Source organism: Afipia sp. OHSU_II-C1, from assembly GCF_000497575.1.
Classification (GTDB): Bacteria; Pseudomonadota; Alphaproteobacteria; order Rhizobiales; family Xanthobacteraceae; genus Afipia.
Map to the genome: position 1 here is coordinate 146,950 of NZ_APJI01000014.1, position 22,915 is coordinate 169,864.

General features: G+C 61.2%; 14 protein-coding genes. 9 read left to right on the forward strand and 5 right to left on the reverse strand.

What is annotated here, in order from left to right; all coding sequences use genetic code 11:
- Positions 1-21: 21 nt before the first annotated feature.
- A complete protein-coding gene (locus I554_RS0116335) occupies positions 22-1,422 on the reverse strand; it encodes a M48 family metalloprotease (RefSeq protein WP_024577558.1) in 1,401 nt (466 codons plus the stop codon).
- 379 nt (positions 1,423-1,801) lie between these two features.
- Here I554_RS0116335 and I554_RS0116340 point away from each other — a divergent pair, with 379 nt between their 5' ends.
- The gene (locus I554_RS0116340) at positions 1,802-2,920 is read left to right on the forward strand and encodes an aminotransferase class I/II-fold pyridoxal phosphate-dependent enzyme (protein ID WP_244432772.1); all 1,119 of its coding nucleotides are present in this window, start codon (positions 1,802-1,804) and stop codon (positions 2,918-2,920) included.
- Between the two features lie 77 nt (positions 2,921-2,997).
- On the opposite strand, the gene I554_RS0116345 is transcribed toward I554_RS0116340, so the two are convergent.
- The gene (locus tag I554_RS0116345) at positions 2,998-6,000 is read right to left on the reverse strand and encodes a ribonuclease E/G (protein ID WP_024577560.1); all 3,003 of its coding nucleotides are present in this window, start codon (positions 5,998-6,000) and stop codon (positions 2,998-3,000) included.
- Between the two features lie 711 nt (positions 6,001-6,711).
- Between I554_RS0116345 and I554_RS0116355 the strand changes: the two genes are divergently transcribed.
- From I554_RS0116355 to I554_RS0116370, 4 genes are all read left to right on the forward strand, one after another.
- On the forward strand, positions 6,712-7,998 hold the full coding sequence (locus tag I554_RS0116355; protein ID WP_024577561.1) for an N-acetylmuramoyl-L-alanine amidase: 1,287 nt from the start codon (positions 6,712-6,714) through the stop codon (positions 7,996-7,998).
- Positions 7,999-8,193: 195 nt separating this feature from the next.
- A complete protein-coding gene (locus I554_RS0116360; RefSeq protein ID WP_024577562.1) occupies positions 8,194-10,686 on the forward strand; it encodes a penicillin-binding protein 1A in 2,493 nt (830 codons plus the stop codon).
- An 89-nt stretch (positions 10,687-10,775) separates the two neighbouring features.
- Positions 10,776-11,907 (forward strand): peptide chain release factor 2 gene (prfB, locus tag I554_RS0116365; RefSeq protein ID WP_152527601.1). Its coding sequence is split into 2 segments (ribosomal slippage): positions 10,776-10,844 and positions 10,846-11,907, totalling 1,131 coding nucleotides; the frame shifts between segments, so codons are not numbered across the junction.
- A gap of 63 nt (positions 11,908-11,970) precedes the next feature.
- Entirely contained in the window at positions 11,971-12,903 is a 933-nt protein-coding gene (locus tag I554_RS0116370; protein ID WP_024577564.1) for a DMT family transporter, read from the forward strand.
- Positions 12,904-12,915: 12 nt separating this feature from the next.
- On the opposite strand, the gene I554_RS0116375 is transcribed toward I554_RS0116370, so the two are convergent.
- Together I554_RS0116375 and I554_RS26455 are read right to left on the reverse strand one after the other, a co-directional pair.
- Complete coding sequence (locus I554_RS0116375; protein WP_024577565.1) at positions 12,916-14,271, reverse strand: peptidoglycan DD-metalloendopeptidase family protein; 1,356 nt, start codon at positions 14,269-14,271, stop codon at positions 12,916-12,918.
- Between the two features lie 99 nt (positions 14,272-14,370).
- Complete coding sequence (locus I554_RS26455; protein ID WP_024577566.1) at positions 14,371-15,090, reverse strand: peroxiredoxin; 720 nt, start codon at positions 15,088-15,090, stop codon at positions 14,371-14,373.
- Between the two features lie 286 nt (positions 15,091-15,376).
- Here I554_RS26455 and I554_RS0116385 point away from each other — a divergent pair, with 286 nt between their 5' ends.
- Both I554_RS0116385 and I554_RS0116390 read left to right on the forward strand, forming a co-directional pair.
- Positions 15,377-18,997 carry a DUF3971 domain-containing protein gene (locus I554_RS0116385; RefSeq protein ID WP_024577567.1) on the forward strand — a complete coding sequence of 1,207 codons (3,621 nt, stop codon included), beginning with the start codon at positions 15,377-15,379 and terminating at the stop codon, positions 18,995-18,997.
- On the forward strand, positions 18,994-19,437 hold the full coding sequence (locus I554_RS0116390; protein ID WP_024577568.1) for a PaaI family thioesterase: 444 nt from the start codon (positions 18,994-18,996) through the stop codon (positions 19,435-19,437). The genes I554_RS0116385 and I554_RS0116390 overlap by 4 nt, the downstream gene beginning before the upstream one ends.
- 15 nt (positions 19,438-19,452) lie before the next feature.
- Here I554_RS0116390 and tyrS read toward each other — a convergent pair whose 3' ends face one another.
- The gene (tyrS, locus tag I554_RS0116395; protein ID WP_024577569.1) at positions 19,453-20,706 is read right to left on the reverse strand and encodes a tyrosine--tRNA ligase; all 1,254 of its coding nucleotides are present in this window, start codon (positions 20,704-20,706) and stop codon (positions 19,453-19,455) included.
- Between the two features lie 156 nt (positions 20,707-20,862).
- Here tyrS and I554_RS0116400 point away from each other — a divergent pair, with 156 nt between their 5' ends.
- Both I554_RS0116400 and I554_RS0116405 read left to right on the forward strand, forming a co-directional pair.
- A complete protein-coding gene (locus I554_RS0116400; protein ID WP_024577570.1) occupies positions 20,863-21,960 on the forward strand; it encodes an anhydro-N-acetylmuramic acid kinase in 1,098 nt (365 codons plus the stop codon).
- A gap of 209 nt (positions 21,961-22,169) precedes the next feature.
- Positions 22,170-22,844, forward strand: coding sequence for a glutathione S-transferase family protein (locus I554_RS0116405; RefSeq protein ID WP_024577571.1), 675 nt, complete (start codon positions 22,170-22,172; stop codon positions 22,842-22,844).
- The last annotated feature ends 71 nt before the right edge of the window (positions 22,845-22,915 follow it).

Genomic DNA, 22,915 nt, shown 5'->3' on the forward strand with positions numbered 1-22,915 from the left:
CTTCGTGACTGTGTGGACCGTTCAATTCTTTATCGGCTTCGTATTAACGATATCGTCGGCCTTGACCCACCCGGGGGTGCCGATGGCAAACCGAGTCTTTGCGCGCGAGGCGAGATCTCGCGCCGTTTTCTGGTCTCCGCGCAGATAGGCTGCCTGGGCCGAGGCGAGATCGGCTTCTGCATAGTCGCCCTTGCGGCCATAAGCCATTGCGAGTTGCGTATAGCCGAGCGCCGCTTCCGGTTCCCGCACGAGCGCTGCCCGCAGAATCTTGATAGCTTCCTCAGCGTAAGCCTTATTGTCCGATGCCACCAAGGACTGGCCAAGTAACATCTCGATGAGCGGCGCATTGTTGGACAGTTGAACCGCCCTGCGAAGCGGCGCGATGGCCTCATTGGGCTTGGCCCCCTCAAGCAGCGCCTGACCCTTCAACTCGTAAAAGTAAGGATTGTTGGGCTGGACCTTGATCAGGGAGTCGATCTGGGCGAGGGCACTGCGCAGATCGCCGTGACGATAGGTAGCGATTGCGCGGGCGTAACGTGCGGGAAGGCTATCGTTCGATGACGGATAGCGGCGGTAGACGGTATCGGCGCGCTCCATGAAGCCGGACACCTTGGCGCGCATCATGTCGTGGCGGAGCTGCAACGCGGGGTCGTCTTTCTTGTCCCAATATGGACTCGATTTCGCCAGTTCCTCCAGCGCCCTGACGCGTTCGGCTGGCATCGGATGCGACTGATTGTAAGGATCGGCGCCGCGCGAAGCGTACAGGCCCTGTTCGGAGAATCGCTTGAACGTTTCGTACATCCCCTTGGATGACTGGCCGGTGGCGTTGAGGAATTTCACGCCCGCCTTGTCCGCGTTTTCTTCCTGCTGCCTCTGGTAGGACAGCATCGTGCGCATGATCGCGGCCTGAGGCGCGGCGACTGCAGCAGCGCCGGCACTTCCTGCACCGGAACGCGCGCCGGCGACAGCGGCGCCGAGGCCAAGCAGCATGGCGATGATCAACTGGGTCTGTGCTCGCGAAATCTGTTCGCGCAGTTTCGCAAGATGTCCGCCGGCAAGGTGGCCCGTTTCATGGGCCAGCACGCCAATGATCTGGTTCGGTGTATCGGATTCGCGCAACGCTCCGTAGTTCACGAAAATACGGCGACCGTCGGCGACGAAGGCGTTGAATGCCGGATCGTTGATAATGACGACCTGAATGTTTTGCTTCTCCAGCCCTGCCGCGCGCAGGATCGGGCGCGTGTAGTCGCGCAGAAGCTGTTCGGTCTCGGCGTCGCGTAGAAGAGGAGGCCCCCCTTGCTGTGCATGCGCCGGCCATGACCCGGCGAGCAGTGCCGCCGCAGTGACGACTGCGGTCGCGCGCCGCAGAACGGCGCGGATCGGCGAGCGGGTGGCTGGCGCGGTCAAGAGGGCATTTGTCATGGCTTGGTCAGCGAGCTTGGCAATGGAGCGGCGGCCTGTAGGGTGCTAAAAACACGGTCTAACAAGACGCCGAATGCGGCGGTACAACGGCACGTTGCCGCATGCTTTCCTTGCATGCCGCGGTTCCCGAGAATAGCAGATTTCATGCCAGTGTGGTGGTTCGCAAGTCCGCATTACTTCTACAGCGCGCACATTTGCGGACTTGCGAACCAAAACCACACTAGAATTGTAATTTTCCAGTGTCTTTTTGAATCCGAAGTTCGCTATGGAGAGTGATGCAAACGAGGCGAACTTCGGATTCAGGACACTGGATGTGACGCTTACAGACAAGGCAAAAAGCCTTTTGACACCCTCCAGCCGCGGCAATGTTCCGCCGTTCATGGTGATGGATGTGATGGCGGCCGCCGCCAGGATCGAGGCCCAAGGCGGCCACGTGATCCATATGGAGGTTGGCCAGCCTGCGGCTCCCGCGCCGCAGACCGCAATCGCGGCTGCGCGCGCAGCCCTCGATGTCGGGAAGATCGATTATACCGCCGCTGTCGGCATCTCCTCGCTGCGTCAGCGAATCGCACGCCACTACCGCGAAACCTACAAGCAGGACGTCGATCCCGGGCGCATCGTCATCACCACGGGCTCTTCGGGGGCCTTTGTTCTCGCGTTTCTGTCGGCGTTCGAGCCCGGCGATCGTGTTGCCATCACGTCTCCCGGCTATCCGCCGTATCGGCACATTTTGCGTGCCCTCGGATGTGAGCCCGTTCTGATCGAAACGACCAATGCCACACGGCACGCTCTCACCGGAGAGATGTTGCTGGAGGCCCACCGCAAGACACCGCTGAAGGGTGTGCTGGTCGCCAGTCCCGCGAACCCGACCGGCACCATGATGACGCGTGAGGCCATGGCGGACCTGATCGCCGCAGCGGACAGCGCAGGCATCCGCTTCATCTCGGATGAGATCTATCACGGGCTCGACTACGCGTTTCCGGCGGTGACGGCCGCCGAGCTTTCGTCCGAGGCGATCATCATCAATTCGTTCTCGAAGTACTTCTGCATGACCGGTTGGCGCGTGGGCTGGATCGTTGTGCCGGAAGCGCTGGTGCGCTCGGTCGAGACGTTGCAGCAGAACCTGTCGATTTCCGTGCCGACCCTGTCGCAGATCGCGGCAGAAGCCGCATTCGACGGATGTGCCGAAATGGATGTCATCAAGCACGGCTATGAGGAGAATCGGCGCATCTTGATCGAAGGGCTGCCGAAAGTCGGGCTGACGGAATTCCTGCCTGTGGATGGCGCGTTCTATCTTTATGCGGATGTCTCCAAGTTCAACGCCGACAGCTTCGAGTTTGCCAAGACCATGCTGCAGCAGGCGCATGTCGCGGCAACACCGGGCGTTGATTTCGACCCGTTCCACGGAAAGTCCTTTGTGCGTTTTTCCTATTCGCGCTCGACGCAGGAGATCAGTGAAGCCGTGACACGCATCACGCGCTGGCTCGCCAGGGGCTGATAGCCGGTTTCAACGGGCCCAAACGCAAAACCGCCCGCTGTGAAGCGGGCGGTTTATTCATATCCTGTATTCGGCCGTTACTCGCCGCGGCGCGACCACCAGCCCGCGCGGCGCGGCTGGGCGGTCTCGGGTTGCGGTTGAGATGGCGCCGGTTCAGTCGAAGGTGCCGATGTCGGCGTTTGAACAGGAGCGGGCTCCGGCTCCTTCGGCGTCTCACCGAAGAAGAAGCTGACTTTCTCGCGGACGGTCGAGCGCTTGCGTGGAGCTGCCTCGGTTTCTTCCGGAGGCGCGTTGTACTGCGCTACCGGTTCAGGTTGCGGAGCCGGAACCGGTGCAGGATGCTCCTCGCGGACCGGCTCTGCCGGTGCGGACAGATCGGCGACAGCTTCGGCAGATTCGGATTCCGGCGGCGGTCCCAGGTCGTCGGCAATCGTCGATACCTGTCCTTCGCCCGGCTGAGCACCTTCTGCACCGCTCAGGTCATTGCCACCACGCCGACGGCGTCCACCGCGGCGTCCGCGGCGGCGCGGGCGGCGTTCGCCATTCGCGTTCTGCTCGGCGCGCGGTTCTCCGTTCTGATCGTCCTGCTCGTCGTCGCCTTCGTCGCCGTCGCTGGCTTCGCCGATGGCGTCATCCTGCGACGCGATGTTGGTCGCATCGCCGCGGTCGGCTGCCTGTGCGCCATCGCGCGCTTCTCCACCACGGCCACGCCTGCGGCGGCGGCGCTTGCGGCGCGGACCTTCTTCGCCTTCGGCGGCAGGAGCTGCGTCGGCGGATTGCGCTTCTGCGCTGTCCTCATCATCACCTTCAAACTCGGCCTCGGCTTCGAAGGTTTCGTCATCCTCGTAATCGTAGGTGTCCTCGACCGGGGCCGGGGATGCGGCGAGCTGCGCTGCAAGGATAGCTTTGGCGGCTTCAAGCGTATGAACGGCTTCGCCGCGATCGATCACGTAAGACTGCTGCCCGCTGATCGTTGCATCCGCGATGACCGCGAGCGTGACCTTGAAGCTGCTTTCGAGATCGCGCAGATGCCCGCGCTTGTGATTGAGGACGTAGAGCGCAACATCGGTGCGGGTGCGAACCGTCAGATTGTGTGTCGGTCCCTTCATCAGGGTTTCTTCGAGGCCGCGCAGCAATTGCAGCGCAACGGACGAGACCGAGCGGACATGACCGGTTCCGCCGCAATGCGGGCAGGGCTCGGTGGAGCTTTCCAGCACGCTGGCGCGGATGCGCTGGCGCGACATCTCGAGCAGGCCGAAATGCGAGATGCGTCCGACCTGGATGCGGGCGCGATCCTGCCGCAGGCAGTCGCTCAGCTTGCGCTCGACCGCGCGGTTGTTGCGCTTCTCATCCATGTCGATGAAGTCGATCACGATGAGACCCGCCAGATCGCGCAGACGCAACTGGCGTGCAACTTCCTCGGCGGCTTCGAGATTGGTCTTGAGCGCTGTGTCCTCGATGTGGTGCTCGCGGGTTGAGCGGCCGGAGTTCACGTCGATGGAGACCAGCGCTTCGGTCTGATTGATGACGATGTATCCACCGGAACGTAGCGTCACCGTCGGAGAGAACATCGCATCGAGCTGGCTCTCGACGCCCATGCGTGAGAACAGCGGCTGGCCGTCGCGATACTGTTTCACCGCGCGAACGTTGCTCGGCATCAGCATCTTCATGAAGTCGCGGGCCTCGGTGAAGCCGGACTCGCCGGCAACAAGGACCTCGTCGATTTCCTTGTTGTAGAGGTCGCGTAGCGAGCGCTTGATCAGCGAGCCTTCCTCGTAAACGAGGGTAGGAGCCTGCGACTTTAAAGTGGTGTCGCGGACCGTTTCCCACATCCGGATCAGGTATTCGAAGTCGCGCTTGATCTCCGGCTTGGTGCGGGACGCGCCAGCGGTGCGCAGGATGATCCCCATGCCTTCCGGCACATCGAGATCCTGGACCACGTCCTTCAGGCGCGAGCGATCCTGAGCCGAGGTGATCTTGCGGCTGATACCGCCGCCGCGTGCGGTGTTGGGCATCAGCACGGCATAGCGGCCGGCAAGCGAGAGATAGGTGGTCAGCGCGGCGCCCTTGTTGCCACGCTCTTCCTTCACGACCTGAACCAGCATCACCTGGCGGCGCTTGATGACTTCCTGAATCTTGTACTGGCGGCGCGGGCGGAAGGCACGTTCCGGCACTTCTTCCAGCACGTCGTCGCCGCCGACCGACTCGACGACTTCCTCTTCGGCATCCTCACCGTCTTCGTCGTCGTCATCCGCATCGTCTGCGTGGTGTTCGTCATCGTCGTGAGGAGCGATAGGCGCCTCATGGGCCTCATCGTGGGCATAGTGCTCGTGCTGATGATCGTCATGCTCATGATCATCGTGCGCGTGATCGTGGGAATGATCGTCATGGGCATGGTCGTCCTGAGCGACGACCGGCGCGGACGATTCCTGAGCCGGAAGTTCCTGCGATGCGGCGACTGGCGCGGCGTCGGCATGATGCTCGTCGTGACTCTCGTTTCCGGCCGGGAGGGCCGCAACGTCACGAGCCTCACCGGGCTGATGATCGTGTTCGGCGTGATGTACGCCATCATGCTGGTGGTCATGATCGTGATGCATGTCATCGTGATCGTGATCCGGTGCATGATCGCCGACCTGCGAGGTATCCGCGTGCGGCTGCGTGTCGATCTCGGGGCTTGCGCCCTCGATGATCTCGCTCTGCACGCGCTCGCCACGGTCGCGGCGGCGGGAGTTGCGATGGCGGGAGCGCCGGCGGCTGGAACGGTTTTCCGATTCTTCTTCGGCTTCGCGGTGCGCGCGTTCGTCGGCCTCGATCAGCGCCTGACGGTCTGCAACCGGGATCTGATAATAGTCGGGATGAATTTCGCTGAAGGCCAGAAAGCCGTGGCGATTGCCGCCGTATTCGATAAACGCGGCTTGCAGCGACGGTTCGACGCGCGTGACCTTGGCGAGATAGATGTTGCCGCGCAGTTGCTTGCGCTGGGCAGACTCGAAATCAAATTCCTCGACGCGATTGCCGCGGACCACGACCACCCGGGTCTCTTCCGGATGGGTCGCATCGATCAACATTTTGTTGGGCATTTTTGAGCTCTTGACGGCGAACGGTGCGTTCGGCGGCCAGCGCATGGCGCGTAGCCGGGTCACGTAACGGTCCACCTGATTCGGGGGTGAGGGGAAGGCCAAAACGCCGCCCGAGGCACCGTGCCGATCGCAACGTCAGCGAAACGCGACGCGGAAAAGATTCGCGTCGTATCGATGCTGGCGTCGATGGGATCTTCTGACTGATCCCGTTCGGCAATAGAGTCTGGCGCATCAAGCGTCGGCCCGTCTAATTCAATGTGGCGGCAAAGGCGCCGCCGTATCCTGCCGCCGACGTTGCCAGCGGTTTTGCTGCTGGCAGTGCCAAACGCGGCGCAAGGTGCGCGCGCTGGCTCTCGATGGTCCGCTGCCTTGCGGCAACGGTCGCCGGTTATGAAATTAGCCGCTCGGGCTGGTAACCGCCGTTCCGTATCAGCCGCGCGCTGCGCTGGCTGTGGAGGGTCGGAAGGTACGCTGGAACCTCTGATTGAATACGAGGAACTGGCGCTGCACCGGGAAGCTGAACGCGACACAACCGCAAGTTTAAACCGTCAGCCTCTCCTACATACGTCGAATGGTCGTTTCTGGCAAGGGAAGCGTCACAGCGCTGCAACACACTCGGGTAATCGTCGCGCGCTCGGTAAGGAGCCGTTAACTGCGCGGTTCTATTGCGGTATGAGGTGTCCGGAGGCTGCGGATTCGTTGACGAGCCACATGAATTATCGCGCATTTCGGGTGGTTGCGCAGGTGTGCGCCGCAGCATTTCTGTGCCTGCCGATTCCCGAGGCGATCGCAGTCGAATCTCAGCCACCGCAGCCAGCGGTTGCGGCCGCCTTTCCAATCGCCTCCGACGTGCGCGTGGCGGGCGACGACAAGCAGACCCGTTTTATTCTCGACCTCGACCGCAAGGTTGATGCCCGGGCGTTTGTGCTCGGTGATCCGTATCGTGTCGTCGTCGATATTCCGCAGGTCACCTTCAATCTCCCCGCCGGTGTGGGAAAGGAAGGACGAGGTTTGATCCGCGCTTTTCGCTACGGCCTTGTGATGCCGGGGGGATCGCGGGTGGTTTTCGACCTGACCGGTCCAGCCAGGATTGAAAAGACCTACGTCATCGATCCGGCGAACGGGCAGCCGGCGCGCCTCGTGGTCGAACTGGCCGCGGTTGAACGATCGGCGTTCAAGGCGTCGTCTCCGGGCGCGGACAAAGTGCAGTTGCGTCCGGCAATCGTCGCCGATGCCAGTGGCGCCGCAGTTGAAACGACGGGTACGACCAAGGCCGCAAAGGTCACCGATTCCCGTCCGGTCATCGTGATCGACCCCGGCCATGGCGGCGTCGACAACGGCACACAGGCAGCTACCGGCGAAAGCGAAAAGATGCTGGTGCTGGATTTCGCCAAGGCGCTGCGGGATCGGATCGAGAAGGGCGGCAAGTTTCGCGTCGTGATGACGCGTGACGACGACACCTTCGTTCCTCTCGGGGAACGGGTGAAGATCGCCCGCGCCAATACGGCGGCGTTATTTGTTTCCATTCACGCCGATGCCTTGCCCAAGCGGGAGGGCGATGCCCAGGGCGCGACCGTCTATACGCTGTCGGAGCGCGCCTCCGATGCGGAGGCCGAGAAACTTGCCGAGGCCGAGAACAAAGCGGACGCCATCGCGGGCATCAACTTGACCGAGGAGCCGGCGGAAGTGGCCGATATCCTGATCGAATTGACCCAGCGAGAGACTCGAACGTTTTCAAATCGCTTCGCCCGTACCCTCGTAAACGAGATGAAGAGCGTCGCCCGCATGCACAAGCACCCGCTGAAATCAGCGGGGTTCAAGGTCCTGAAGGCGCACGACGTTCCGTCTGTGCTGGTCGAACTCGGCTACGTCTCCAACAAGGATGATCTCCAGCATCTGGTCTCCGAAAGCTGGCGGTCCCGCACTGTCGGTTCCGTCGCCCAAGCCGTTGACGCATTTTTCGGAAAGCGCGTGGTTTCCACGGGTCCTTCCAATTAAGCCCGTTCAGATTGAATTCGCAGGGTAATTGCTGCCGAGGCCCTAGTTTGGCCACAGCGGCGGCTCTATAGAAAATTGGGCCAGGAAGAGACCAGAATCGATCCACGCACGGATAGCGGATGGTATAGTTCGGTTTGGAAGCCCGGTCGTGCGCCTCGGGTGATCGCGCCAGATGTTTAAAGACGGATACTGACGATGCGCTTGCTACTGCGGTTCATGGGCTTTCTGTTTGCGGCTGGCACGATCGTATTCCTTGTCGGTGTTGCCGCAGTCGCTGGAGCGATCTGGCACTTTTCGAAGGACCTGCCGGACTATTCGCAGTTGCAGGACTACGAACCTGCGGTGATGACGCGTGTTCACGCCGCCGACGGCTCGCTGCTCGGTGAATACTCCAAGGAGCGCCGGCTGTATCTGCCGATCCAGGCGATTCCGAAGCCTGTCATCAATGCGTTCCTGGCTGCGGAAGACAAGAATTTCTACGAGCACGGCGGCATCGACTTCACCGGCATGGCCCGCGCCGCGGTTCTCTACGCGCAGAACTACGGGTCAAACCGCCGCCCGCAGGGGGCGTCGACGATCACGCAGCAGGTTGCGAAGAACTTCCTTCTGACCAACGAAGTTTCGTTCAACCGCAAGATCAAGGAAGCCTTGCTGGCGATGCGCATCGAGCGCACCTACACCAAGGACAAGATTCTCGAGCTCTATCTCAACGAAATCTATCTCGGCCTCAGCGCCTACGGCATTGCGGCTGCATCGCTTGTCTATTTCGACAAGTCAGTCAACGAACTCACCATCGCAGAAGCCGCCTATCTGGCAGCGTTGCCGAAGGCGCCCTCGAGCCTTCATCCGGTCCGCAACCGTGACCGCGCCATCGAACGCCGCAACTACGTCATCGACCGGTTGGCGGAAAACGGCTGGATCAAGCAGGCCGATGCCGTTGCCGCCCGCAAGGAGCCGCTGGTGGTGACATCGCGTTCCAACGCAGCGCATATTTTCGCGGGCGAGTATTTCGCTGAAGAAGTCCGCCGCGACATCTTCGAGCGCTACGGCGAGAAGAAGCTCTATGAAGGCGGCCTTTCGGTGCGCACCTCGCTCGATCCCAAGCTTCAGATCATGGCCCGCAAGGCGATGGTGGCCGGGCTGGTCAAGTTCGACGAAGCGCAGGGCTGGCGCGGCGCGCCGCACAAGATCGATCTCGGCGGCGACTGGGGCGTGAAACTGGCTGAGGTCAAATCGCTCTCCGATATTTCGCCGTGGCGGATGGCCGTGGTGCTTGAGACCAGCGACCAATCGGCCCGTATCGGCTTTCAACCCGGCCGTGAGCTTGGCGGCGCGGTCTCCAAGACTCGCGAAACCGGATTGATCTCGCTGGACGGCGTCAGGTGGGCGAAGGCAGCGGCTGGTCCGACACGCTTCAAGACGCCGACCGCGGTGACGCAGGTAATTGCACCCGGCGACGTGATCTATGTCGATCCACTCCTCGACAAGGACGGCAACAAGGTCGAAGGGCAGTACCGGCTGCGTCAGGTGCCTGAAGTCTCCGGCGCGATGGTTGCGATGGATCCGTGGACCGGCCGCGTCGTGGCCATGGTCGGCGGCTTCTCGTTCGACCAGAGCCAGTTCAACCGCGCGACGCAGGCGTATCGCCAGCCGGGCTCGTCCTTCAAGCCGATCGTGTATTCGACCGCGATGGACAACGGCTACACGCCGTCGACCGTCGTTGTGGACGCACCGATCGAAATCGATCAAGGGCAGGGCGCGGGTGTCTGGCGTCCGGAAAACTACTCCACCGGCAAGTACTACGGGCCGACCACGTTGAGGAACGCGCTGATCCGGTCGCTGAACACGGTGACGGTGCGTCTCGCGCAGGACGTCGGCATGCCGCTGATCGGCGAGTACGCCAAGCGCTTCGGCATCTATGACGAGTTGCCGAACTATCTGTCCTACGCGCTTGGCGCAGGCGAAACGACGGTGATGCGCATGGTCACCGCCTATTCGATGTTTGCCAACGGCGGCAAGCGCGTGAAGCCGACGCTGATAGATCGCATTCAGGATCGCTACGGTCACACCATCTTCAAGCACGATCAGCGTGAGTGTCGCGGCTGCGATGCCGGCGAGGGCTGGAAGAACCAGCCAGAGCCTTCGCTGGTCGACCGCCGTGAGCAGGTTCTGGATTCCATGACCGCCTATCAGATCACGTCGATGATGGAAGGCGTCGTGCAAAGCGGCACCGCCACCGTCCTGCGTGAAGTCGGCAAGCCGATCGCCGGCAAGACCGGCACGACCAACGACGAGAAGGACGCCTGGTTCATCGGTTTCTCGCCCGATCTCGTGGTCGGCGTCTACATCGGCTACGACAAGCCGCGAAATCTCGGCCGAGGCGGCACCGGCGGACATCTTGCAGCGCCGGTCGTCAAAGACTTCATGAAGCTGGCGCTTGCCGACAAGCCTGCTGTGCCCTTCCGCGTGCCTGCAGGTATCAAGCTGATTCGCGTCGATGCCAAGAGCGGCATGCGCGCCGGGCCGGGTGACAGCGGCCGGACCATCCTCGAAGCCTTCAAGCCCGGAACAGCGCCGCCCGACAACTACTCGGTTATCGGCGTGGCCGACGCAGACGGGCGCTCACCGGGCGTTTCGCCGGATGCAGACCGGGCCATCTTCCGGCCGGGGACCGGCGGCCTGTACTAGCGCAACCTGATAAAGTTGCGCTGCTCACCGTCAGCCGTTACATCCCTCACGTCCTTTGAATCGCGGTCTTGCCGCAAGCTGGAATTGTCATGCGTCCTGAAATCGAACGCCTTGTTGAAGAGATCAAGCAGTCAGTCGGGCTGCTGAGGAGGCATCTTTGACGTTGATGCTGCCACGGCTCGTCTCGCCGAACTGAACGCTCTCGCCGAAGATCCCAATCTCTGGAACGATCCGCAGAAAGCCCAGAAGCTGATGCAGGAGCGGACCTCGCTCGAGAATCAACTCACCGGCATCGGCAAGATCGAGCGGGAACTCGAAGACCAGACCGGCATGATCGAGCTTGGTGAGTCCGAGAAGGACGAGAGCGTCGTCCTGGAAGCCGAGAACGCGCTGAAGGCTTTGAAAAAGGACGTCGCGAAGCAGGAGCTGGAAGCGCTGTTGTCCGGTGAAGCCGACAGATTCAATACGTACCTCGAAGTCCACGCCGGCGCCGGCGGCACCGAGAGCCAGGACTGGGCCTCGATGCTGCTGCGTATGTACACGCGCTGGGCGGAGAAGCATGGGTTCAAGGTCGAATACCTTGAAGAGACCGAAGGCGAAGAAGCCGGTATCAAATCCGCGACAATCCAGATCAGCGGCCACAATGCCTATGGCTGGCTAAAGACCGAGGCAGGCGTGCATCGGCTGGTGCGGATATCGCCGTTCGATTCCAATGCGCGGCGGCACACGTCGTTCTCAAGCGTTGCCATTTTCCCGGTGGTCGATGACAGCATCAAGATCGATATCAAGGAATCGGACGTGCGCACCGATACGATGCGTTCGGGCGGCGCTGGCGGCCAGCACGTCAACAAAACCGAATCCGCGGTGCGGCTGACGCATATTCCGACCGGTGTTGCCGTGGTTTGTCAGGCCGGTCGTTCGCAACACAAGAACAGGGCGCAAGCTTGGGACATGCTGCGCGCGCGGCTTTATGAAATCGAACTGAAGAAGCGCGAAGAGAAGGCCGCTGCCGATCAGGCTGCCAAGACCGATATCGGCTGGGGCCATCAAATTCGATCGTACGTGCTGCAGCCGTATCAGATGGTGAAGGATCTGCGCACCGGTGTGCAGACCTCCGACACGTCCGGCGTGCTCGACGGCGATCTCGATGACTTCATGGCGGCGACGCTGGCCCAGAAGGCCTTCGGCACTACGCCGGGCGCCATCGAGGACGTGGATTAAACGCAGAACCGGGTTGTCGCGAAACGGGTGGTTTAGCCCCGGGCCTCCGCGTATGGCTTTGCCATGGCTGTGGTCCAGGAAAGACTTCCCGAAACCGACCTGCGGATGGATGAGCGCGACTGGTCGCGGCTGATCTTTCTGTCGGTTCTCTGGGGCGGCACGTTCTTCTTTACCGGCGTGGCTTTGAAGGAATTGCCGCCGCTCACGCTGGTTTTCATTCGTCTGTCGGTCGCGACCCTGATCCTTCTGCCCGTGCTCTGGGCCAACCGCATCCCGTTTCCGGCGGGCATAGCGGGATGGTGGCCTTACGCGGTGATGGCACTGATCAACAATGTCATGCCGTTTTCTCTGCTTGTGATGGGCCAAACCTACATCCCAAGCGGCATGGCGGCGGTGGTGAATGCCACTACTCCGGTTTTCACCGTTCTGGTAGCTGCGGCGTTCGGCGAGGAGAGGCTGATCCTGCGGCGTGTTGCCGGAGTGCTGCTCGGTCTGTGCGGCGTTGCTATCCTGAAAGGATATGAATTCGACATCAGTTCGCGGCAGAGCATCGGCATCGCGCTCTGCCTTGGTGCTACGACCTGTTTCGGTTTCTCCGCCCTGTGGGCGAGGCGCAAACTGGGCGGTGCTCCGCCCATCGGAGCCGCGACCTTTCAATTGCTTTCAGGGGCCTTGATGATGCTCGTTCTGGCGAGCATCTTTGATCGGCCATGGCAGTTACAGATACCGGGACTGACCACATGGCTGGCGGTTCTCGGACTGGCGTCGCTCTCTACCGCGCTCGCGTTTATTCTCTTCTTTCAGATTATCGAGCGTTCGGGCGCCAGCAATGTGATGCTTGTGACGCTTCTCGTTCCGATCAGCGCAATCCTGCTCGGTTACTTCTTCCTCGACGAAAGAATTGAAGCCCGCGAAATTGTCGGCGCACTTGTTATCGCAAGCGCTTTGCTGGTGATCGATGGGCGCGTTTTCCGTGTGTTCGGCCGGTCAGGATAAATCGAGCCCGATCTATCCCTGACTGAGGCGGACACCGGCACGGAGAAACTTCTGCGGGTCCACCGCATCGCCATCGATCCGTGTTTCATAATGCAGGTGAGGGCCGGTGGATCGCCCGGTGGAGCCAACTTCGCCAATCACCTGGCCGATTGCGATCCGCTCGCCAACCTTGACGTTGATAACCGACAGATGTCCGTAACGCGTCGACAGGCCGTTGCCGTGATCTATCTCCACCATGCGGCCATAACCGCCGCTCCATCCCGCATTGACAACCTTGCCGTTCGCGGTGGCGCGAACCGGATCGCCGGTGGAAGCGCGAAAGTCCAGTCCGCTGTGCATCGCGGGGCGACCGAGGAAGGGATCACTGCGCACGCCGAATCCGGATGAGAATTCGACATTGCCGACAACCGGCTTGCGATAAGGCACAAGCGACAGGGTACGGGTGAGTCTATCGACCTGCGCACGCGTCAGGTTGATGCGGTAAAGCTGGCGTTCAAATGCCTCGGCGGTTGACGGCGGTTTCACCGGTATGAACGGTCCGCCCATTCCACCCTTGGGAGTTGCAGCCTCGAGCTGCGCCATATCGAGACCGAGATCTGTAATCACGCTGCGCATCCGGCGCATCCGCGATTCATAACCTTCCTCGACGGAGTTCAGGGTCGCGGTCTGACGTCCTTCGACCTTGTCGAGTGCGGTCTGCAGGTTCGACAGGACGTTGTCGACACCGCTAGCCTTGGCAAATTCGGTGCGCGGGCGGGCAGCCGGTGGCGTTCGGGATTCAAGCCGCGCTTCGCGGTCGGGCGGTGTAACGAAGATGACCGTATCGTTGATCGGCGACGGTTTGGGCATTCGTGTGGTCGCGCCGGCGTCGGTCGACTGCGGTCCGCGCGCCGCCGGCTTGATCGAACCGGTAGGGGCGGTATCCGGCATTGCATTGAGCGCTGCGGCACGCTGCTCCAGCAACGCCTGCCGCCGCATGATCTGGTTGAGCTTCTGGTCGTACTGTTCCTGATCGAGGAGCTGACGGCTGGTGGTGCGATCGACGCGCGCACGTAACTCCGCAATGCGGTCCTCGTAGGCGTACTGCATCTCCGCCTGGCGGGCGATCAGGCGGGTCAGAACATCGTCGCGGAAGGCAAAATAGGTGGCCGTCGCCGCCGACCACGCGCCCATGATGACGATGGATCCGGCCACGATCCAGAACACGACCGGTCCGAACCGCACGGCCTTGCCGTGATGAACAATGGTGTAGCCATTGCGGTCGGGGCGGTGATGACCATGCGCCGGGCGCCGCTGAGGCGCCCTTGCATGATCATGCCCGTGGTGGTGTTGCGGATGCTCGGAATAGTGGGCGGAACGGCTCGACATCGGTACTCCCGCACCGACCGAAAACTGCTCCGGACGGCTCAATTACAGGCACCGATTTGAACCGTTCATGGTTAATTTTCGGGAAACGGAATGGGATTCCTAGGCGAGGCGAGCCGCCGCGAGGACCTCGTCGGCATGGCCATCGACTTTCACATTGCGCCAGATTTTGACGATCCGGCTATCGCCATCAATCAGAACCGTTGTCCGAGAAATCCCCATGAACGTCTTGCCATACATCGATTTTTCGCCCCAGACGCCATAGGCCGTCAGCATTCCGAGTTTTTCATCCGACACCAGCGGAACTGTCAGTTCATGCTTTTCGCGAAACTTCTCCTGTGCGGCGATCGGGTCGGCCGAAACGCCAAGAACGGCAGTCCGTGTTTCGGCGAAGGCATTGGCGAGCCGGCTGAAGGCAATAGCCTCAAGGGTGCATCCCGGCGTGTCGGCGCGGGGATAGAAGAAGATCACCAGTTTGCGCCCGCTGTAGTCCGCGAGCGATACGGATCCTCCGCCGTCGCGCGGCAGCGAAAACGCCGGCGCCAGCTGCCCCTCGGCGAGGGCCCCGGCATTGCGGAGGACGGGATCTGGGGTCTTCCTCGCAGGCGCCCGCTTCGGGCGGGAACGCTTGGAGGCAGCGGCTGAGGTCTTTTTTGTCGCGGGGCGTCGTGCCGCCCCGGTTTTCGCCTTGGCTTTCTTTGCTACTTTCCGGGTGGCGGCTGCACCCGCCTTTTTGGAGGGGGCCCGCTTGGCGGTCTTAGCTTTTCCGCCGTTGGGCCTTAATGTCGATTTGGACGATTTCTTACGCGTTTTCTTGGACATACGCCTTCCTTTCGTCGCTTTCAGCGGGGTATTTTGGGATTCGCGAGACTCGCAACCGGATCATTAAAGCCGCCTTCTTCGGCTGGGCAAATCTGACGTCCCCGAGGTATGGTGAATAACCAGCATACAGAATTAACGACTTTCCCACGGCGGCGGCCGAATAGCGGACGATACAGAAAACTAAGACCGGGCTTTTAGTCTGGCAGCACATCGACGGAGCGAGTCTCCAATTTGACGCTTTGACGCCCGGCGGCTCGACCAGGCTGACTATCGACACCGAGAGGCAATGCCGAGATCAGAGCCCAAGAAAGCCTTCGCGAAGGCTGCAGACGAGCACCGGCATTGGGATGATTCCGGATGGAATCACCATGACGATGCGGCGTGTGATCGGGCGATCAAGCTCCTCAATCGGCCAAGCATCGGAATCCATCGCCTCACGGACTGGTTTCGCGGACTGCGCCGCAGGATCGCAGGCAGGGTGTGGATCGGACGCACTGCCGTCGTCCTGATGTCGCTCGGCCTCATATTCGCCGCGGGCTTTGGAGCGTTGTGGCTGCGGCTTGGCACCGGCCCGGTCAATCTTGATATCGTCACGCCGTGGTTGGCATCGGCGATCGAGGAGAATATCGGCCGCGACCACACCGTGGAAGTTGGAGGCACGCAGATCGAGCGTGCCGGACGGATCAGGATTGCAGTCCGGCTGCGCGACATCGTTGTGCGGGATCGGGCAAGCAATATCGTTGCGAGCGCTCCAAAAGCCGAAGTGAGACTGTCCGGTACGGCGCTGCTGATGGGGCGCTTGCGCGCCGAGACGCTTCGCCTTGTTGGAGCCGAGCTTGCCGTCAGGATCACACCCGACGGACGCGTGATTGTTTCAACCGGTCAAAGCAACAGTCCGCTCGCGACCGGCAAGGTCCCCGTTAAGCCCGAGCCTCAAGCCGTTTCCGCCCCGCCGCCGCTACCATTCCAGGCATCGCCGGCGCCGTCCACGGTTCCGGCCACATCGGCCGCTGCTTCGAATGGTACAGGGGGGCTGCTCGCCGCGCTTGAGTGGCTGGACAGTCTCAGCGCCAAAGGGCTTGACGGTCAGAGCCTCAACGAAATCGGATTGCGCAATGGTGTGCTGACCGTCGAGGATCAGCGCAATGGAGGCGTTCTCAATTTCAAGAACATCAGCCTCAGCCTGCGGCGGCCTCATGGCGGCGGCGCGGCCTTCAGTGTCGGCGAGGAAGGCAAGAATGGCTGGGAGCTGAAGGTCGCTGTCGGAGCGCCGTCGAACGGTGTCCGCTCGATCGATATTAGCGCAAACAAGGTCCCGACCAACAATCTGCTGCTCGCCGCCCGGCTGAAGGACTTTACCTATGCGGCGGACATGCCGCTCAGCGGCGAGTTCAAAGGCGAAATAGGCCGCGACGGGCTTCCAACCTACTTCCGGGGCGAGATCGTCGCCGGCAAAGGCACGATCGTCGATCTTAACGTACCGGACTATCCGATGATGATCGACCACGCAGACGCGCGCGTCGAATGGGATGCCGGGCGCCGCGTCATGGTGGCGCCATTTCATGTGAACTCGGGCGCCAATCGCATCACGTTACTCGCGCATCTCGAGCCTCCCAACGACAGCATACCGAACTGGCAGCTAGGCTTGAGCGGAGGAACCATTCTGCTTGCCGGTAACGACGGAGAAGCGCCCTCGATCTTCAACCGCATCGCCGTCCGACTACGGTTCGATACTGAAAACCGGCGTGTGCTCTTGACCCAGTGCGATATCAGCAACGGCGAGATAGGCATCGCTGGATCGGGCAGCCTCGATTATTCCGGCGATGCGCGTTTGAGGCTGGGCATGGCGGCGACGCCGATGCCTGTCGCCGTGCTGAAGCGCATCTGGCCCGTCCTGATCGTGCCGGAAGTGCGTGAATGGATCACGGAGCGGGTGGATCGGGGGACGGTCCAGCGGCTCGATGTTGCCGTGAATGCGCCGGTCCATACGCTCGTGCGCGGTGGCCCGCCAATTCCGGACGATGGCCTGTCGGTGAATTTTCTGGCGACCGGTCTCACCATTCGCCCGGTTGACGATCTGCCGCTCGTTCGTGATGGCGACATGAAGGGCCGTGTCAGCGGCCGCACCGTCAACATCAATGTCGGACAGGGCGCGGTCGATACGCCGGCCGGAAGACGGTTGAACATTTCCGATCTCACATTCGAGGTGCCGGATCTTGCGCCGAAGCCTGCGCCAACCAAGGTCCGCTTCCGCGTTGATGGACCGGTTCCGGCAGCTGCCGAGATTCTGCAATCGGATCGGTTGCGCGATGTCGGCGACACGGTCATCGATCCCAATTCGAGCAAGGGAACGGTGTCCGCGATCGTCACGCTTGCGATGCCTTTGAAGAACGCATTGACCAAGGCTGACACCACCTATTCGATCAATCTCGACCTTGGCGCGCTGGCCGTCGACAAGCTTGCGATGAACCAGAAGCTCGAAGCAAGCTCACTCAAGGTTGTCGCAGACAATCAGGGTTATCGGGTAAGAGGCGACGTCAAGATCGGCGGGCAGCCGGCGGCTCTCGACTATCGCAAGAACAACGAAGGCGATGCCGATGTGCGCGTTTCGGCGACGCTCGACGATGCGGCGCGTGCACGCCTTGGCGTCGATCTGGGACAGAGCCTGAGCGGCGCCATTCCCATCAAGCTGACCGGAAAGATTGCGGGCGGCGAGGGCGACAATCGAGACAACCGCTTCGGCGTCGAAGCGGACCTGACCGCGGCGCGGATTGACAATCTGCTGCCGGGCTGGACCAAGGTCGCCGGCAAAACCACCAAGATGACTTTCAACGTCGTTCAGAAACCTCAGGGCACTCGCTTCGAGGATATCGTCGTCGAGGGCAACGGCACGTCCATCAAGGGCTCGCTGGAAATCGACGAGAAGAACGACCTCGTCAATGCATCCTTCCCGACCTTTGCTCCGTCGGAGGGCGACAAGGCAAGCCTGAAGGCCGAGCGCCAGCCGGACGGAATGCTCAAGGTGACAATGCGCGGCGAAGTGTTCGATGGCCGTGGTTTCATCAAGAGTGCGATGTCGGGCAGGGATCAGAACGCCAAGGAAAAATCCAAGAATTTTGACATCGATATCGATGCCAAGCTTGGCGCGCTCGCGGGGTTCTATGGCGAGGCGGTTCGCAGCATTGACCTGAAGCTCACGCGCCGCGGCGGCGCGATCAGAGCGTTTTCACTCAATGGCAAACTGGGACGCGATACGCCCGTGATCGGCGATCTGCGCGGGCGGGCGCAGGGGCGCGATGTGATGTATCTCGAGACGAACGACGCAGGAGCGTTTTTCCGTTTCACCGACACCTATGCGAAAATGAATGGCGGCAAGATGTGGGTGGCGGTCGATCCGCCGACATCGGATACGTCACCCCAGGAAGGATTGCTGAACGTCCGCGACTTCACGATCAAGGGTGAAGCCGCGCTCGATCGCGCGGTCGCGAACGCGCCGGGCGCGAATTCGCAGGGCGTCGGGTTCTCCGGCATGCGCGCCGAGTTTACCCGTCAGAGCGGTCAGTTGCGGGTCAAGGATGGCGTGCTTCGCGGCCCGACAATCGGTGCGACCATCGAAGGTCTCATAGATTATCCAGTCAATCAGGTGAAGATGAGTGGGACCTTCGTTCCGCTCTATGGCCTGAACAACATGTTCGGGCAGATTCCCATCGTCGGACTGTTTCTCGGCGGCGGCAGCAATGAAGGCCTGATTGGCATCACCTACGAAGTTGTCGGAACGCCCGGAGCCCCGGTTCTCCGGGTCAATCCGATTTCGGCAATGGCCCCCGGTGTGTTCCGCAAGATCTTCGATTTCAACACCGGCCGGCAGGGTGTTCCCACCGACTTTACGACGCCGCATCAGCAGTGACCGCATTTCAGGTTCAGGATCCCGATTTTGAGGCGCGTGTCCGAAGGACGTTCGCGGGTCAACCGGCGTTGACCACGCTTGGAATAACCTTGTTCAGGGTCGGGCCGGGAACGCTTGAGCTGCGGATGCCGTATGACATGAGATTCTCGCAGCAGAATGGTTTCCTGCACGGCGGGATCGTTTCTGCGGGGCTCGACACTGCGTGCGGTCTGGCGTCCTATACGCTCATGCCTGCAACAGCGGACATTCTCACCGTCGAGTTCAAGATCAACCTTCTGGCTCCCGCCAGAGGGCAAACGTTCCGCTTTGTCGGCAAGGTTGTGAAGCCCGGGCGCACGCTGGTCGTCTCGGAAGGCCATGCTTATGCCAGCGACGACGAACGGGAGAAACTCATCGCCACCATGTCAGCAACCATGATGACGATGCAGCGCCAGGATTAGGCGCCCGCCGGATTCCTAGACCGGCTTGAGCAGCACATGCTTCTTGCGGCCCATCGAGAGCTTGATCACGCCTTCCGGCGTCAGCTCCTTCGGTGTCAGGACCATCTTTTCATCGACGATCGCGACATCGTTGACACGCAGGCCGCCGCCCTTGATCTGACGCCGCGCTTCGCCGTTGGACGCCACAAGGCCTGCCTTGACGAACAGCCCGAGCACCGGCGCGCTGGCATCCAGTTCGGCGCGCGAGATTTCCAGCGTCGGCAGATCGCTGGCGATGGCGCCTTCCTCGAAGGTCTTGCGCGCGGTCTCGGAGGCAGCATCCGCCGCTTCGCGACCGCGAATGAGCGCCGTCGCTTCGGTCGCGAGCACTTTCTTGGCTTCGTTGATTTCCTGGCCCTTGAGCGCTGCGAGTTTCGCAATCTCGTCCATCGGCAGGAGAGTGAACAGCTTCAGGAAGCGCTCGACGTCGCCATCCTCGGTGTTGCGCCAGAACTGCCAGTAGTCGTAGTCGCTGAGAAGGTCGCCATTGAGCCAGACAGCGCCGGCGGCGGTCTTGCCCATCTTGGCGCCCGATGATGTTGTCAGCAGCGGACAGGTCAGTGCGTAGAGTTGATGCGTGCCCATGCGGCGGCCGAGGTCGATGCCGTTGACGATGTTGCCCCACTGGTCGGAGCCGCCCATCTGCAGGTTGCAGCCGTAACGCCGCGACAGTTCGACGAAATCGTACGATTGCAGGATCATGTAGTTGAATTCGATGAACGACAGTTCCTGCTCGCGCTCGAGCCGCATCCTCACCGAGTCCATGGTCAGCATGCGATTGATGGAGAAATGCCGGCCAACGTCGCGAAGCATCTCGATGTAGTTGAGCGCCGTCAGCCATTCCGCATTGTCGGCCATCGCCGCATCGGTTTTGCCCGCGCCGAACTTGATAAGCTTCGTAAAGGTTCCCTTGATGCTTTCCTTATTGGCGTCGATCTGCTCGTAGGTCAGAAGCTTGCGCGTCTCGTCGCGGCCGGAGGGGTCGCCCACGCGTGTGGTACCGCCACCCATCAGGACGATGGGTTTGTTGCCGGTCTGCTGAAGCCAGTGCAGCATCATGATCGAAAGCAGGTGCCCGACGTGCAGGGACGATGCCGTGCAGTCGTATCCGATATAGGCCGTCACATCGCCCTTGGCGGCAAGCGCGTCGAGACCAGCGGCATCCGATATCTGATGGATGAAGCCCCGGGTCTGAAGGACGTTAAGGAAATCGGACGTGTAGGCGCTCATGGCGGCACTCTTTAAAGATTCAGCTATTTAGCGTTTATTTGGGCCTGTGGTGTATCAGGTCCGGTGTTGGATTCAACCAAGCGTATTCGGCAAAGTCTGCATCGCCTGGACTGGAAATACGCGTAAATAAGGGCATTTCTGCCCGGAGGTGAGTCGTTGCTGAAGGCGATCGGGTTGATGAGCGGCACGTCCCTCGATGGGGTCGACGTCGCGCTGATTGAGACTGACGGTGAGCGTATCGGTGCATTCGGCCCGACCGGTTATCGCGCCTATGCCGACGGCGAGCGGAATCTGCTGAGGCAGGCGCTCGCCGACGCTGTCTCTGTTACCCAACGCAACGCGCGTCCCGGCAAGCTGGCTGACGCCGAGCAATTGGTGACACGCGCGCATGCCGCTGCGGTGGAAGATTTCCTGCGAACGAACAAGTTGTCTCGCGGCGACATCGATGTCGTTGGTTTTCATGGGCAGACAGTTCTGCACCGTCCCGAACAGAAACTGACCGTGCAGATCGGCGACGGCAACGAGCTTGCGAAAGCGCTCGGAATACCGGTCGTTTTCGATCTTCGTGCCGCTGACGTCGCTGCGGGTGGGCAGGGTGCGCCGCTGGTGCCGGTGTATCACAGCGCCTTGGTGCGGATGCTTGGCCGTTCAGCTCCGACAGTGGTCGTGAACGTCGGCGGCGTTGCCAACATCACCTACATTGACCGCGAGACATTGATCGCGTGCGACACCGGCCCCGGTAATGCGCTGCTGGACGACTTCATGCTGCGCAGGACAGGCGAAGCGGTGGACCGCGATGGGCGCACTGCGGCCAAGGGGAGGCCCGATGGTGCATGGATCGCAAAAGCATCAAGCCGTCCGTTCTTCACTGCGCCGCCGCCGAAGTCACTCGATCGAAATGACTTTGCCGCACTGACCGTCGACGGTATGAGCACGGAGGACGGAGCGGCGACCCTGACCGCTTTCACGGCGGCTTCGATCGCGGCGATCACGCCGATGCTGCCTCAGGTTCCCGCAGACTGGATTGTGGTTGGCGGCGGCGCGAGCAATCCGACCCTGATGCGGGCGCTGAACGAGCGACTGGCGCCCGCCGCTGTCACGCGTGGTCACGAACTCGGATGGTCCGGAGATGCCATCGAGGCCCAGGCCTTCGCCTACATGGCTGTTCGCAGTCTCAAAGGGTTGCCGCTGACCTTTCCGGGAACGACCGGAGTGGCAGTGCCTCTCACGGGTGGTGTTCTCGCGAAACCGTGACTTCATGCACTTGCATGGACCTTGACAATTTCATGCGCCTGCATTTAATTTAATGCAGGTGCATGGAAGGGAATCGCGATGCTGGTCGCCGAGCTTATTTTCGCAGTTCAAATCATTCGTGATGGCGTTTGGCGCTACATGCGTCAGATAACCTCGGATGTTGAAAGCGACCGACCGCCACCATGCTCGCATGAGTGGAGGAAAATGACATGACCGAGAAACTCAAGCTTATCAGCCATAAGCTCTGCCCCTACGTCCAGCGTGCGGTGATCTCCCTGACGGAGAAGGGTGTGCCGTTCGAGCGGATCGATATCGATCTCGACAACAAGCCCGACTGGTTTCTGAAGATTTCGCCGCTCGGCAAGGTGCCGGTGCTTCAGGTTGGCGACAAGGTGGTTTTCGAATCCGCCGTCATTCTCGAATATCTCGAGGAAACCCAGCCCAAACTGCTGCATCCGAAGGATGCACTGACCCGGGCAGAACATCGTGCGTGGATGGAGTTCGGCTCGGCGGTGCTGGGCGACATCTGGGGACTGGAAACAGTCCCAGACGAGGCGGCGTTCAACGTCAAGGTGAAGCAGGCCACCGAGAAGTTCGCACGTCTTGAAGCGCGGCTTGTCGCGAGTCCGTGGTTCGATGGCGATCAGTTCTCGCTGGTCGATGCGGTGTTCGCGCCGGTATTCCGCTATTTCGATACGATCGATCAGATCGGCGACTTCGGTATTCTCGCCGACAAGCCGAAGATTGCGCGCTGGCGCAAAAGTCTGCGCGAGCGTCCGTCGGTGGCCGGGGCTGTGAGCGTCGAATATCCCGAGTTGCTGCGTGCCTTCATGAAGAAGCACAAGTCATATCTTTCCCAACTGGACCGGCGTGCTGCTGCTTAAAGGCGCAGGTCCAGTAAATGAAAATGGCGCGGATGCTGTCCGCGCCATTTTTGTATCGAGAGGCTGAATGT

Coding starts and splice junctions, on each gene's coding strand:
- I554_RS0116345 (WP_024577560.1), bottom strand. CDS start 6,000: ATGCCCAACAAAATGTTGATCGATGCGACCCATCCGGAAGAGACCCGG.
- I554_RS0116335 (WP_024577558.1), bottom strand. CDS start 1,422: ATGACAAATGCCCTCTTGACCGCGCCAGCCACCCGCTCGCCGATCCGC.
- I554_RS0116370 (WP_024577564.1), top strand. CDS start 11,971: ATGGCTGTGGTCCAGGAAAGACTTCCCGAAACCGACCTGCGGATGGAT.
- I554_RS0116340 (WP_244432772.1), top strand. CDS start 1,802: ATGGTGATGGATGTGATGGCGGCCGCCGCCAGGATCGAGGCCCAAGGC.
- I554_RS0116385 (WP_024577567.1), top strand. CDS start 15,377: ATGCCGAGATCAGAGCCCAAGAAAGCCTTCGCGAAGGCTGCAGACGAG.
- I554_RS0116405 (WP_024577571.1), top strand. CDS start 22,170: ATGACCGAGAAACTCAAGCTTATCAGCCATAAGCTCTGCCCCTACGTC.
- I554_RS0116375 (WP_024577565.1), bottom strand. CDS start 14,271: ATGTCGAGCCGTTCCGCCCACTATTCCGAGCATCCGCAACACCACCAC.
- I554_RS0116355 (WP_024577561.1), top strand. CDS start 6,712: ATGAATTATCGCGCATTTCGGGTGGTTGCGCAGGTGTGCGCCGCAGCA.
- tyrS (WP_024577569.1), bottom strand. CDS start 20,706: ATGAGCGCCTACACGTCCGATTTCCTTAACGTCCTTCAGACCCGGGGC.
- I554_RS26455 (WP_024577566.1), bottom strand. CDS start 15,090: ATGTCCAAGAAAACGCGTAAGAAATCGTCCAAATCGACATTAAGGCCC.
- I554_RS0116360 (WP_024577562.1), top strand. CDS start 8,194: ATGCGCTTGCTACTGCGGTTCATGGGCTTTCTGTTTGCGGCTGGCACG.